This is a genomic window from Ottowia sp. (assembly GCF_046348305.1).
Taxonomy (GTDB): Bacteria; Pseudomonadota; Gammaproteobacteria; order Burkholderiales; family Burkholderiaceae_C; genus Ottowia.
Genome location: NZ_JAXMEM010000003.1, coordinates 733,280 through 746,138 on the forward strand (window position 1 = coordinate 733,280; position 12,859 = coordinate 746,138).

The 12,859-nt window shown below is 69.0% G+C and carries 15 protein-coding genes; 9 read left to right on the plus strand and 6 right to left on the minus strand.

Annotated elements, in window-relative coordinates:
- Nucleotides 1-12 precede the first annotated feature (12 nt).
- From U1F38_RS03505 to U1F38_RS03520, 4 genes are all read left to right on the plus strand, one after another.
- Nucleotides 13-825 carry a universal stress protein gene (locus tag U1F38_RS03505; protein ID WP_409985651.1) on the plus strand — a complete coding sequence of 271 codons (813 nt, stop codon included), beginning with the start codon at nucleotides 13-15 and terminating at the stop codon, nucleotides 823-825.
- Between the two features lie 214 nt (nucleotides 826-1,039).
- The gene (locus U1F38_RS03510; RefSeq protein WP_409985652.1) at nucleotides 1,040-1,468 is read left to right on the plus strand and encodes an RNA-binding S4 domain-containing protein; all 429 of its coding nucleotides are present in this window, start codon (nucleotides 1,040-1,042) and stop codon (nucleotides 1,466-1,468) included.
- Between the two features lie 17 nt (nucleotides 1,469-1,485).
- Nucleotides 1,486-2,355, plus strand: a complete 870-nt coding sequence (locus U1F38_RS03515; protein WP_409985653.1) for an alpha/beta fold hydrolase — start codon at nucleotides 1,486-1,488, stop codon at nucleotides 2,353-2,355.
- Nucleotides 2,356-2,435: 80 nt separating this feature from the next.
- A complete protein-coding gene (locus tag U1F38_RS03520) occupies nucleotides 2,436-3,089 on the plus strand; it encodes a DsbA family oxidoreductase (protein WP_409985654.1) in 654 nt (217 codons plus the stop codon).
- Between the two features lie 25 nt (nucleotides 3,090-3,114).
- Here the strand turns inward: U1F38_RS03520 and U1F38_RS03525 are convergent, their stop codons facing one another.
- The 5 genes from U1F38_RS03525 to U1F38_RS03545 all read right to left on the minus strand — a co-directional run bounded on the left by U1F38_RS03525 (nucleotide 3,115) and on the right by U1F38_RS03545 (nucleotide 6,608).
- Nucleotides 3,115-3,954, minus strand: a complete 840-nt coding sequence (locus U1F38_RS03525; protein ID WP_409985655.1) for a zinc-dependent peptidase — start codon at nucleotides 3,952-3,954, stop codon at nucleotides 3,115-3,117.
- Between the two features lie 4 nt (nucleotides 3,955-3,958).
- Entirely contained in the window at nucleotides 3,959-4,756 is a 798-nt protein-coding gene (locus U1F38_RS03530) for a UDP-2,3-diacylglucosamine diphosphatase (protein WP_409985656.1), read from the minus strand.
- Nucleotides 4,757-4,766: 10 nt separating this feature from the next.
- Nucleotides 4,767-5,273 (minus strand): peptidylprolyl isomerase, encoded by a 507-nt coding sequence (locus U1F38_RS03535; RefSeq protein ID WP_409985657.1) that lies wholly within the window; start codon nucleotides 5,271-5,273, stop codon nucleotides 4,767-4,769.
- 11 nt (nucleotides 5,274-5,284) lie between these two features.
- Nucleotides 5,285-5,965, minus strand: coding sequence for a peptidylprolyl isomerase (locus U1F38_RS03540; RefSeq protein WP_409985658.1), 681 nt, complete (start codon nucleotides 5,963-5,965; stop codon nucleotides 5,285-5,287).
- 94 nt (nucleotides 5,966-6,059) lie between these two features.
- Nucleotides 6,060-6,608 (minus strand): tetratricopeptide repeat protein, encoded by a 549-nt coding sequence (locus U1F38_RS03545; protein WP_409985659.1) that lies wholly within the window; start codon nucleotides 6,606-6,608, stop codon nucleotides 6,060-6,062.
- Nucleotides 6,609-6,791: 183 nt separating this feature from the next.
- On the opposite strand from U1F38_RS03545, the gene cysS reads away from it, so the two are divergent.
- The 3 genes from cysS to U1F38_RS03560 all read left to right on the plus strand — a co-directional run bounded on the left by cysS (nucleotide 6,792) and on the right by U1F38_RS03560 (nucleotide 10,056).
- On the plus strand, nucleotides 6,792-8,168 hold the full coding sequence (gene cysS, locus U1F38_RS03550) for a cysteine--tRNA ligase (protein WP_409985660.1): 1,377 nt from the start codon (nucleotides 6,792-6,794) through the stop codon (nucleotides 8,166-8,168).
- 46 nt (nucleotides 8,169-8,214) lie between these two features.
- Nucleotides 8,215-8,865, plus strand: a complete 651-nt coding sequence (locus U1F38_RS03555; RefSeq protein ID WP_409985661.1) for a DNA-3-methyladenine glycosylase family protein — start codon at nucleotides 8,215-8,217, stop codon at nucleotides 8,863-8,865.
- A 216-nt stretch (nucleotides 8,866-9,081) separates the two neighbouring features.
- Complete coding sequence (locus U1F38_RS03560) at nucleotides 9,082-10,056, plus strand: acetyl-CoA carboxylase carboxyltransferase subunit alpha (RefSeq protein ID WP_409985662.1); 975 nt, start codon at nucleotides 9,082-9,084, stop codon at nucleotides 10,054-10,056.
- 3 nt (nucleotides 10,057-10,059) lie between these two features.
- Here the strand turns inward: U1F38_RS03560 and U1F38_RS03565 are convergent, their stop codons facing one another.
- Entirely contained in the window at nucleotides 10,060-10,353 is a 294-nt protein-coding gene (locus U1F38_RS03565) for a YkvA family protein (RefSeq protein ID WP_409985663.1), read from the minus strand.
- Nucleotides 10,354-10,481: 128 nt separating this feature from the next.
- Between U1F38_RS03565 and tilS the strand changes: the two genes are divergently transcribed.
- Nucleotides 10,482-11,480: a tRNA lysidine(34) synthetase TilS gene (gene tilS / locus U1F38_RS03570; protein WP_409985664.1), complete on the plus strand. Its 999-nt coding sequence runs from the start codon at nucleotides 10,482-10,484 to the stop codon at nucleotides 11,478-11,480.
- Nucleotides 11,481-11,552: 72 nt separating this feature from the next.
- Nucleotides 11,553-12,824: an aspartate kinase gene (locus U1F38_RS03575; RefSeq protein WP_409985665.1), complete on the plus strand. Its 1,272-nt coding sequence runs from the start codon at nucleotides 11,553-11,555 to the stop codon at nucleotides 12,822-12,824.
- Nucleotides 12,825-12,859: the final 35 nt, after the last annotated feature.

Sequence of the window (12,859 nt, forward strand, 5' to 3'; positions counted from 1 at the left end):
GAGGTGCTCGCAGTGTACGAACGAATCCTGGTGGCGCTGGACGGCTCGCGCTTTTCCGAAGAAGTCATTCCCTATGCGGTGGCCCTGGCCGCGCGTGGTGCGCCGCTCACGCTGCTGCGCGTGGTGGAGAAGGCGGCAGACGAACCCGATGCACGCGCCTATGTCGAGAACCTGGGCGTGGCCCACGGCGCGCGCGGCCAGTGCGTGCTGGCGTCGGGCGACGTGGCCGAAGCCATCCTCGCGCAGGCGCGCGCCGTGCCTGAAACGCTGGTGGTGATGACCACGCACGGGCACTCTGGCCTGATGGAAGCCATGGTCGGCAGTGTGGCGCTGCGCGTGGTGCGCGGCAGCGCCGGCGCGCCGGTGCTGGTGTACCGCCCCACGGGTGGGGCGCCGGCGACCGTGCCCGGTATCCGCAACGTGGTGCTGCCGCTGGATGGCACCGAGCTGTCCGAGGCCATGGCCCCGCAGGCCGCGCAACTGGCGCAGAGCCTGGGTGCCCAGCTGGTGGTCGTCAACGTGGTCAACCCGGCAGCCACCGCGCGCGGCGAGACGCCTGACAGCGACGCGATGAAGGGGCTCGAGACCGGCTACGTGCGCGCTTGCGCCCGCGATCTGGCCGCGCGCTACCAGGTGGCGACCACCTGGGAGGTGCTGCACGGCGATCCCGGCGCGGCCATCGCCGACTTCGTCCGCGGCCGGCCCGACGCCATCCTGGCCATGGTCACGCGCGGGCGCACGGCGCTGCAGTCGGCGCTGCTGGGCAGCGTCACCACGGGCTGCCTGCGGCAGGCGGGGGTGCCGGTGCTGGTGCGGGTGCCTTGAGGGGGCGGATGACCTGGGCCGTCGGCCGGCCCTGGCTTGCGCAGCCGCTTGCGGCCCAGGCGCTATGATTTCAGTAGCTTCTGGCGCCCATTGCGTGTGCGCTGGAGCCTGATTTCTCGTCAATCCATCGAGTCCGACGCTGCGCAAGCATGGACATGGGCCGCAAGGGTCCCGGGCCCGATTTGCCATGCCGGCGGCACAATGGCGACTGACCATGACCGAACCCTTGGAGCGCCAGCGCATCGACAAATGGCTGTGGGCCGCGCGCTTTTTCAAGACGCGCGCGCTGGCCGTGCAGGCCATCGAGCGCGGGCGCGTGCAGGTGGCGGGCGCCAACGTCAAGCCGGCGCGCGAGCTGAAGGCGGGTGAGCTCGTTCGGGTGCGCCAGGGCGAGATCGAGCGCGAAGTCCAGGTGCGGGCGCTGAGCCCCATGCGCGGCCCCGCGCCCGTGGCGCAGCAGTTGTACAAAGAGACCGCGGCCAGCGCGGCCGCGCGCGAGCAGGCCGCGGCCGATCGCCGCCTGGCGCCCGAGCCGGCGCACAGCATCGCCCAGGGCCGCCCGACCAAGCGCGAGCGCCGCGCGCTCGACGAGCAGCGCCACGCCGACTGGGGTGAGCGCTGGTCGGCTTCGCTTGAAGATTGATGACTCGCCGGATCCCCATGCAGCCCATCGACGTCCCCGACCTGCTGCCGCCCGCCAACCGCGCGCGCCTGCAGCAAGCCCAGCGCCTGGATACGCCCATGGGCCAGGGCCGCATCGTCTGGCACGCCTGGGGCGAGCGCCGCGCCGGCGTGGCGCCGCTGGTGCTGTTTCATGGTGGCAGCGGCTCGTGGACGCATTGGGTCAAAAACATCCTGCCCCTGGTCGACGCCGGCCGCTGGGTGCTGGCGGTCGATTTGCCGGGCTTTGGCGACTCCGACCCGCCGCCGGGCGGCACCGACGCCGACGCCATGATCGAGCCGCTGGCCACCGGCCTGCGCACGTTGCTGCCGGGTGAGGCGGTCGACCTGGTGGGTTTTTCCTTCGGCGGCATGACGGCAGGCCTGCTGCTGGCCGCGCATCCCAAGCTGGCGCGGCGCGTGGTGCTGGTGGGCGCGCCGGCGATGGGCCTGACGTCCGGTCGCCAGTTCGAACTGCGCGCCTGGCGTCACCTGGGCACGCCCGAGGCGCAGGCCGACGCGCACCGCCACAACCTGGGCGTGCTGATGCTGCACGATGCGCGGCTGATCGACGGGCTGGCGCTGCAAGTGCACATCGCCAACGTGGCGCGCGACCGCCTGCCGCGCCGGCGCCTGGCGCACACCGACATCCTGGCGCGCACGCTGCCGCGGGTGCCGTGTCCGGTGCACGCGATCTACGGCGCGCACGATGCGGTCTATGGCCCAGCCGTCGATCGGCTCGAGGGTGCATTTGCCGCTGCGGCGCTGGATTTTCGCGGCCTGCAACGGATCGAGGGCGCCGGTCACTGGGTGCAGTTCGAGGCGCCGGCCACGTTCGACGCGGCGCTGGGTCGCGCGCTGGCGATTTGAATTCAAAGAGACAAATCGCGCTCCAGCCGGTTCCCATATTGCGCGGGCAGCTCCTGTTTTGATTGCAAAGGACTTGTTTTATGCCCATCTCGATGCGGATCGACTTCGTCTCCGACGTGGCCTGCCCCTGGTGCGCCGTGGGTCTGGCCTCGCTGCAACAGGCGCTCAAGAACAGCGCCGACGCCGTGCAGGCCGAGCTGCACTTTCAGCCCTTCGAGCTCAACCCCGACATGGGGCCCGAAGGCGAGGACATCGGCGAGCATCTGGGGCGCAAGTACGGCTCCACGCCCGAGCAGCGCGCACGCATCCAGGCCACCATCCGTGAACGCGGCGCGGCGGTGGGCTTTGCCTTCAACCCCGACGGGCGCGGGCGCATCGTCAACACCTTCAACGCCCATCGCTTGCTGCACTGGGCCGGGCTGGATGGCGTGGACAAGCAACTCGCGCTCAAGCGCGCCTTGCTGGAGGCCTATCACGCCCGCGCCGAGCGGGTCGATCACGACGAAGTGCTGCTGGCGGCCGTGCGCGCAGCGGGCCTGGACGAGGCGCGGGCGCGGCAGATTTTGGCGGGCGAGGAGTTTGCCGACGCAGTGCGCGCGGCCGAGCGGCGCTGGCAGATGGCGGGCATTCAGTCGGTGCCGGCGGTGGTCATCAACCAGCGCCACCTGATCTCGGGCGGGCAGCCGCCGGAGGTGTTCGAGCAGGCGCTGCGGCAGATCGCGGCGGCGCAATAGCTCTTGATTTGATAGCTGTCTGCGTTTATTGAACGGGCGCTGCCGGCTCTTTTTGCTTGAAGAACTCGCGCAAGCTGGCCGCGAGCGCCGGAAACTCCTGCGCAAAGCGCTCGGGCTCGACGAAGTGGGCCTCGCAGGCCACGGCAAAAAACTCGGCGGGGGCACTGGCGCCGTAGGCGTCCAGCCAGGGCAGGGGCTCGCCAAAGCGCTCGGCGCGGATCACCTGCTCGCGAAATGCGTGGTAGGCCGGCGCCCAGGTGCGGGCCCAGTGCGCCGCCGCTTCGCGTGCGCTGCGCGCGCCCATGAAGCCGCGTGGCAGCGGCGGCGCGCCGCGGGCGCCGCCGGCCTGCATGTCCATCTTGTGCACGAACTCGTGGATCACCACGTTGCTGGCCGCGCCCATGCCTTCGCCCTGCACCGCCGGCCAGCTCAGCATGACGGGGCCGTCCTGCATGGCCTCGCCGCTCAGCACCTCGGCATAGTGGTGCACTACGCCGGCGTGGTCCATCACCTGGCGGGGAGCGACGGCGTCGGCCGGGTGCATGACGATGCCGACGAAGTCGTCGTACCAGCCGAGCGCGTCCTCGGGGGTGTCGGGTGGCCCCAGGTGCAGCAGTGGCAGACAGGCTTGCGCGGCCACGGCCACGGCCATGGCGTCGGTGATGCGCAGGCCGTGCGCGCCGCTGAATTCCTTGTGCGCCAGAAAGTACGTGGCCAGGCGCCGCAGCCGGGCCTGGTCGCCCGCGCTCAAGCGTTGCAAGAAGGCGTAGTGCACCAGCGTGGCCTGCCACAGCCGCTCGGGAATGGGCTTGGGCGGGCGCACCGTGCGGCGCCACCAGCGGGCGAGGGCGGGCAGCAGGGGCAAGGCGCTATCCCGCCGCGTCGGGGTCCAGACGCGTGCGGGCGCCGTCCGCCGAGAGGCGCAGCACCTGGGCGCGGTGCGTGCGCGCGTCGATGTGCCAATCGCTCAGCACCACCTGCGTGAGCGCGTGCCCGTCGGCGCCGGTGCCCAGGGCGTGGTCGGCCGGCTGGTGCGTGTGGCCGTGGATCAGCATGGGCGCGTCGGCCGCTTGCAGCCATTGGCGCGCCAGCTCGGCGTTGGTGTGGGCGTAGTCAGCGGGTGCGGTGGCGGCGTGGTGGGCCTCGCTGTGCTCGCGCATCTGGCGCGCGATGGCCTGGCGCTCGGGCAGGGGGCGGGCCAGGAAGGCGCGCTGCCAGTCGCTGCTTCGCACCTGCTGGCGAAACTGCTGATAGGCCACGTCATCGGTGCACAGCAGGTCGCCGTGGCTGAGCACGATGCGCTGCGCGCCCAGCACCAGCACGGTCGGGTCGTCGGCCAGGTCGCGCATGCCGTGGCGCGCCAGGAAGTCGCTGCCCACCAGAAAGTCGCGGTTGCCGCGCATGAAGGCCAGGTCGGCCGGGCAGGCGTCCAGCACGCCGCCGCAGTGCGCCTCGAAGCTGCCGGGCGCGGCGGCGTCATCGCCGACCCAGACCTCGAACAGATCGCCCAGGATGATGACCGCGTCGGCGCGGGTCTGCGCCATGTAGCGCGCCCAGGCCTCGAAGGTGGCGGGCTCCTCGGGCTTGAGGTGCAGGTCGGAGATGAAATCGACCGTGCGCCAATGATCGGGTGCGTGCAGCAAGCCGAATGGGGGCACGGCCGTCATGGGGTGACGTTCAGACCTTCACGGCCTTTTCAATGACCACATCCTCGCGCGGCACGTCGTCGTGAAAGCCCTTGCGCGTGGTGGGCAGGGCCCGGATGGCGTCCACCACCTCCTGGCCCTTGACGACCTTGCCGAACACGGCGTAGCCCCAGCCTTGCGCGGTGGGGGCCTTGAAGTCGAGGAAGTCGTTGTCCACCGTGTTGATGAAAAACTGCGCGGTGGCCGAGTGCGGGTCGCTGGTGCGGGCCATGGCCACGGTGTAGCGGGCGTTTTTCAGGCCGTTGTCGGCCTCGTTGGTGACGGGCGCCTGGGTGGGCTTTTGCTTCATGCCGGGCTCGAAGCCGCCGCCCTGGATCATGAAGTTCTTGATGACGCGGTGAAACACCGTGTTGTCGTAGTGGCCGTTCTGCACATACGACAGGAAGTTGGTCACGGACTTGGGCGCTTTCTCGTGATCGAGTTCGAGCGTGATGACGCCGTGGTCCTTGATGTGCAGTTCGACTTGGGGCTTGCTCATGGAAACGTTTCTCAGTTGATGAGGGTGGCGGATTGGATGACGACCGGCTTTTGCGGCACGTCGGTGGGGAAGGGGCCGCCGGCGCCGGTGGGCTCGTCGCGGATCTTGTCGATGGTGTCCATGCCGCTCACGACCTTGCCGAACACGGTGTAGCCGAACAGGGCGGGGTGGTTTTCGACCTGGGCGCGCGGAATGTCCTTTTGCAGCTGGCCCTGGTATTCAAAGGTGACCGGGTCGCCCGCGGGCAGGATGACCGGGTCCAGCCGCGGGTTGTCGACCACGTTGATGAAGAACTGGGCCTTGGCCGAGTGCGGATCACTGGTGCGCGCCATGGCGAGGGAGCCGCGCACGTTCTTCAGGCCCTTGGCCAGTGCTTGCCGGCCCTCATGGATGACCGAGGCGCGCGTGGGCTTTTCCTTGTAGTTGGCGTCGAAGCCGCCGCCTTGCACCATGAAGTTCTTGATCACGCGGTGGAAGATGGTGCCGTCGTAGTGCTTGTCCTTGACGTACTGCAGGAAGTTGGCCACCGTCTTGGGCGCGGCATCGGGATAGAGCTCGACCACGAAGTCGCCGTCGGTGGTGACGAACTTGACTTTCGGGTCGGCGGCCAGCGCGGGCAGGGCGGTGGCCAGGGCGGCGGTGGCCAGCGCGGTGGCGGCCAGGCGGTTGAGCAAGCGGCGGGACAGGGTCATGACAGGGGTTTGAAGGAGAAAAAAGGACCGTGATTGGTGCGCGGCGCGGGGGCGCAAGTTCCCGGCGGGGGTCAGCCTGCGCTCCAGCCCACGCTCATTGCGCGGGCCGGGCGTTGTCGCCCCATTGGCCTTGCAGGGCTTCGATCTTGGCCGGCAGCTTCGGGTCGCCCGCGCCGTGCTGGCGCGCGCGCTGCAGGGACTGCAGGGCTTCGCGCGCCTGCACGTCGCCCAGGTTCTCCAGCGCGGTGGCGTAGTCGGGCTGAATGCGCAAGGCGTTCTGCAGCGCCTCGCGGGCCTGGCCCAGCTGTCCGCGGCCGGCGTAGAGCACGGCCAGGTTGTTCCAGGGCTCGGCCAGCTCGGGGTAGTCGCGCGTCAGTTGCAGCAAGATGGCCTGCGCCTCGTCCGGCTTGCCCGTGCGGCCCAGCACGTTGGCCTTGATGAAGCGCATCTGCGGATCGCGCGGGTGCGCGGCGATGTACTTGTCGGCCAGCTCGAGCGCCTCCTGGGTTTGCCCCGCGCCTTGCAGGCGCTGCACTTCGGCATAGTCGTCGGCGGCCCCGGCGCTGCCGGCGCCCAGCGCGCACGCGGCCAGCAGCAGGGCGGCCAGGCGGCGGGGCAGGGGCGGGAATGGGTGCGGTGGCATCGGCGGGCGGGCTCCGACGAGGCATCGACGGGCAGGTTCTATACTGCGGGCCATTGTAGCCAAGCAGGTCGATTGCGCGCCCATGCCACCGCGAGCCGCGCTTTCCCTCTTGACGGGCAGGCTGTGGCGTCCGACCATGTGCCCAATGGGCTCGCCTGCCCTCTGCGGTTTTCAGATTTCTCCATGACCCTACGGATTTACAACACGCTCTCGCGTGGGCTGGAAGTGCTTTCGCCCATCGAGCCCGGCCATGTGCGCATGTACGTGTGCGGCATCACGGTGTATGACCTGTGCCACATCGGCCACGCGCGCTCGGCCGTGGCCTTCGACGTGGTCCAGCGCTGGCTGAAAGCCAGTGGCCTGCGCGTCACCTTCGTGCGCAACATCACCGACATCGAGGACAAGATCATCCGCCGCGCGCTGGACAACGGCGAGACCATCCGCCAGCTGACCGACCGCATGATTGCCGAGATGTACCGCGACTTCGACGCGCTGGGCATCGAGCGCCCCACGCACGACCCGCGCGCCACCGACTACGTGCCGCAGATGCTGTCCATCATCGGCCGCTTGCAGGACAAGGGGCTGGCCTATCAGGCCGCCAGCGGCGACGTGAACTACGCGGTGCGCAAGTTTGCCGGCTACGGCAAGCTGTCGGGCAAGACGCTGGATGAACTGCAAGCCGGCGAGCGCGTGGCGGTGGATGACGGCAAGCACGACCCGCTGGACTTCGTGCTCTGGAAGTCCGCCAAGCCCACCGAGCCCGAGGGCGCCAAGTGGGACAGCCCCTACGGCCTGGGCCGGCCCGGCTGGCACATCGAGTGCTCGGCCATGAGCTGCGCGCTGCTGGGCGAGACCTTTGACATCCACGGCGGCGGGGCCGACCTCACGTTCCCGCACCACGAAAACGAGATCGCGCAAAGCGAAGGTGCCAGCGGCCAGCCCTTGGCGCGCTTGTGGATGCACAACGGCTTTGTCAACATCGACAACGAGAAGATGTCCAAGTCGCTGGGCAACTTCTTCACCATCCGCGAGGTGCTGGAGCAGTTCGACGCCGAGACGATCCGCTTCTTCATCGTGCGCGCGCATTACCGCAGCCCGCTGAATTACAGCGACGTGCACCTGCAGGACGCACGCGCGGCGCTGCGCCGCCTGTACACCGCGCTCGATGCCGTGCCGGCGGCCGAGGTGGCGATCGACTGGTCCAACGCGCATGCCGCCCGCTTCAAGGCGGCGATGGACGAGGACTTCGGCACGCCCGAGGCGGTGGCGGTGCTGTTTGAATTGGCCAGCGAGGTCAACCGCGCGCGCCGGCCCGGAGACGCGGGCCTGCTCAAGGCACTGGGCGGCTGCCTGGGCCTGCTGCAAGCCGACCCCAAGACTTTTTTGCAGGCCGGCAGCGCGCTGGATGCGGCGGCGATTGCGGCGCAGATCGAAGCGCGCGCCGCCGCCAAGAAGGCGAAGAATTTTGCCGAAGCCGACGCCATCCGCGCCGCGCTGCTGGCCGCCGGCATCGTGCTCAAGGACTCGCCCACGGGCACCACCTGGGAGGCGGTTCAGTGACCAATCTCATCAGCATGATTGGCCGCTTGCGCTGATGGAGATTGCGATGGCAGCTGCAAAAAAACAAGCAACCGCGTTGGAGACGCCCGCCTACTGGGCCGACGCCTGCGCGCACCTGACCAAGCGCGACCGGGTGTTGCGCCGGCTGATCCCGCATTTCGGCGACGCCTGCCTGAGCTCGCGCGGCGACGCCTTCATCACGCTGGCGCGCTCCATCGTGGGCCAGCAGATTTCGGTCAAGGCGGCGCAGTCGGTGTGGCAGCGCTTCGAGGCGCTGCCCCGGCGCATGACGCCGGCGGCGGTGCTCAAGCTCAAGGTGGACGACATGCGCGCCGCGGGCCTGTCGGCGCGCAAGGTCGAATACCTGGTGGACCTGGCGCTGCACTTCGACGCCGGCAAGATCCATGTGGGCGACTGGGTGGGCATGGACGACGAGGCCATCATCGCCGAGCTGGTGGCCATTCGCGGCATCGGCCGCTGGACGGCCGAGATGTTTTTGATGTTCCACCTGCTGCGCCCCGACGTGCTGCCGCTGGACGACGTGGGCCTGCTCAAGGGCATCAGCACCAATTATTTTTCGGGCGAGCCCGTCAGTCGCAGCGAGGTGCGCGAGGTGGCCCAGGCCTGGGCGCCCTGGCGCAGCGTGGCCACGTGGTACATGTGGCGCTCGCTCGAGCCCCTTCCAGTGGCGTATTGAGCACACCCCCGTTGCTCCACTCGCTGCGCGATGTTGCGCTTCCCCCCTCAAGGGGGCTTCGCCAGTGACCGGGGAGACCCCGGCCACGGCGATCGCTGGTATGGCCTGCTCCGCGACCATCGGGCTCTTGCCGCTACGTTCGCCGCAGGCGGTTTGATCGCCAAGGGTTACTGCATCCGGTAACATTGCCCCCGTTTCGACACTGAGGAGCCGCTTTTGGCCAAGAAGACCTTTCTGGATTTCGAGCAACCCATTGCCGATCTGGAAAACAAGATCGAGGAACTGCGCTACGTGCAGTCCGAAAGCGCGGTCGATATCTCCGAAGAAATCGACCAGCTTGACAAGAAGAGCCTGAAGCTCACCAAGGACATCTACAGTGACCTGTCGCCCTGGCAGATCACCAAGATCGCGCGCCACCCCGACCGGCCCTACACGCTGGACTACATCCGCGAGTGCTTCACCGACTTCGTCGAGCTGCACGGCGATCGCCACTTTGCCGACGACCAGAGCATCGTCGGCGGGCTGGCGCGCTTCAACGGCAACGCCTGCATGGTGCTGGGCCACCAGAAGGGGCGCGACACCAAGGAGCGCGCCGCGCGCAACTTCGGCATGACGCGGCCCGAGGGCTACCGCAAGGCGCTGCGCCTGATGAAGACGGCCGAGAAGTTCAAGCTGCCGGTGTTCACCTTCGTCGACACGCCGGGCGCCTTTCCGGGCATCGACGCCGAGGAACGCGGCCAGTCCGAGGCGATCGGCCGCAACATCTACGAGATGGCGCAGCTGGAGACGCCCATCATCACCACCATCATCGGCGAGGGCGGCTCGGGCGGCGCACTGGCGATTGCCGTGGCCGACCAGGTGCTGATGCTGCAGTATTCGATCTACTCGGTCATCAGCCCCGAGGGCTGCGCCTCCATCCTCTGGAAGACCAGCGACAAGGCCGAGGAAGCCGCCGCTGCCCTGGGCATTACCGCGCACCGCCTGAAGGCGCTGGGCCTGATCGACAAGATCGTCAACGAGCCTGTGGGCGGCGCCCACCGCGATGCGCGCCAGATGGGCGGGTTCCTGAAGCGCGCGCTGGCCGATGCCTGGCGGCAGGTGAGCGACCTGAAGGTGAAGGACTTGCTGGACCGCCGCTACGAGCGCCTGCAGGGCTACGGGCGCTTCACCGACACCAAAGCGGAACGTTGAGGCTCAGCGGGGATGCGGCGCAGCGCGCGCCGCAACCTTGGCGCGCAGCACGGCCATCAGCTCGGGCGGCAACAGGCGAAAGGCCAGTTGCAGCAGCAACCAGCCGACCAGGCCGTCGTCCAGCCAGCCCAGCACCGGGATGAAGTCGGACACCAGATCGATCGGACTGGCGACATACAGCACCGCCAGCACGATCGCCAACTTGGCGGCCTTGGGCGTGCGCGCGTCGCGCAGCAGGGCCCAGGCCAGCTGCAACTCCTTGCGCAGCATCGTCAGCAGTCGGGTCAGCTTCCACATGGCTTGAGTCCTTGGGGTGGTCTGGGCTGCAACGCCACTGCGCTGCGGCCCCAGCTCAACGTGGGGGCGGGTTGGCGGATGACAAGGCGGCGGCTTGCAGCAGGCATGCCCTAACATGCGCTCCGACCATGCCCGCGCCGTCGCCCCGCTTCGACCCCCACGACCTGGAGCAGGCCATGGATGCGTTTGCCGCCACCGCGCCCGCGCTTCCGCTGGCCGTGGCCTTCAGCGGCGGCGCCGACTCCACCGCCTTGCTGCTGGCCTGCGCCCAGCGCTGGCCGGGGCAGATCGAGGCCTGGCACGTGCACCACGGGCTGCAGGCGGCCGCCGACGACTTCGAGCGCCACTGCGCGGCGCTGTGCGTTCGCCTGCACGTGCCGCTGCGCGTGCGCCGGATCGACGCGCGGCATGCGCCCGGCCAGAGCCCCGAGGAGGTGGCCCGCACCCGTCGTTATGAGGCATTTGATGCCCTGGCGCTTGATGGGCAAGCGCGGGCGGCTATAAAAACAGTAGTCATCGCCCAACATGCGGATGATCAGGTCGAAACCATCTTGCTCGCCCTCTCGCGCGGCGCCGGCCTGCCAGGCATCGCCGCCATGCCGGCCCGCTGGCGGCGTGGCGATGTGGACTATGCACGCCCTTTGCTGGGCGTTCCGGGGCCAGCCATCCGCGCCTGGTTGCGCGCCCGCGGCGAGGGCTGGATCGAGGACCCGAGCAATGCCGACGCGCGCTTGACGCGCAACCGCATCCGCGCGCGCCTGCTGCCCGTGCTGGACGAGGTGCTGCCGGCCTTTCGCGCCACCTTTGCGCGCAGTGCCGCCCACGCCGCGCAGGCGCAGGACATCCTGGCCGAGGTGGCCGCGCAGGACCTGGCGGCCTGTGGCGTGCCGCCCCGTCTGGCAGCCCTGCGCGCGCTGGGCGCGGCGCGGCGCGCCAATGTGCTGCGCCACTGGCTGCGCACCGCGCACGGCCAGACGCCCAGCAGCGCCCAGCTGGCCGCGCTGCAGGCGCAGATCGAGGCGTGCCGCACGCGCGGGCACGGCATCGAGCTGAAGCTGGGGCAGGGCCATGTGCGGCGCGAGGGGGACGTCCTGCGCTGGGCGCCGGGCGTGCCCGGTCGCGCCTGAGCTGCCGCTAAAATCAGCGGTTTGCCGATTGGCGCGCGGGCGCCACGGCTTTCTGCAAGACAACCTCGAATCATGGCTTTGATCGTCCAGAAATACGGCGGCACCTCGATGGGCTCGACCGAGCGCATCGCCCAGGTCGCCAAGCGCGTGGCCAAGTGGGCGCGCGCCGGCCACCAGGTGGTGGTGGTGCCCAGCGCCATGAGCGGCGAGACCAACCGCCTGTTGGGCCTGGCCAAGGAGCTGGCGCCGGGCAAGCTCACGCCCGACTATTACCGCGAGCTGGACATGCTGGCCTCCACCGGCGAGCAGGTGTCGGTGGGGCTGCTGTCCATCGCGCTGCAGGCCGAGGGCCAGCCCGCCGTCAGCTACGCCGGCTGGCAGGTGCCGATCCGCACCACCAGCGCCTACACCAAGGCGCGCATCGAGAGCATCGACGACGCCAAGGTGCGCGCCGACCTGAACGCCGGGCGGGTGGTCATCATCACCGGCTTTCAGGGCATCGACGAGGCGGGCAACATCACCACGCTGGGGCGCGGTGGCTCCGACACCTCGGCGGTGGCGGTGGCGGCGGCGCTGAAGGCCGACGAGTGCCTGATCTTCACCGACGTGGACGGCATCTACACCACCGACCCGCGCGTGGTGCCCGAGGCGCGGCGCATGACGTCGATCAGCTTCGAGGAAATGCTGGAGATGGCCAGCCTGGGCAGCAAGGTGCTGCAGATCCGATCGGTCGAATTTGCCGGCAAATACCGCGTGCCGGTGCGCGTGCTCTCCAGCTTCACGCCCTGGGACATCGATGTGGCCGTCGAGGCCCAATCCGGAACGCTCATCACTTTCGAGGAAGACGAACAAATGGAACACGCCGTCGTATCGGGCATCGCCTTCAACCGGGACGAGGCCAAGATCTCCGTCTTTGGCGTGCCCGACCGCCCGGGCATCGCCTATCAGATCCTGGGCGCCGTGGCCGACGCCAACGTCGAGGTCGACGTCATCATCCAGAACGTCAGCAAGGATGGCAAGACCGACTTCAGCTTCACCGTGCCGCACCCCGACCTGGCGCGCACGATGGAGCTGCTCAAGGACAAGGTCGTGCCGCAGCTGGGCGCCGCCGACGTGGTGGGCGATCCGCGCATCTGCAAGGTCAGCATCGTCGGCATCGGCATGCGCAGCCACGCCGGGGTGGCGGCCAAGATGTTCCGCACCCTGAGCGAGGAGGGCATCAACATCCAGATGATCTCCACCAGCGAGATCAAGACCTCGGTGGTCATCGACGAGAAATACATGGAACTGGCCGTGCGCGCGCTGCACCGCGCCTTCGAGCTGGACATGCCGAAATCGGCCTGAACCAATGGCATAATGCGAGCTTCGCTTTGGCGGCG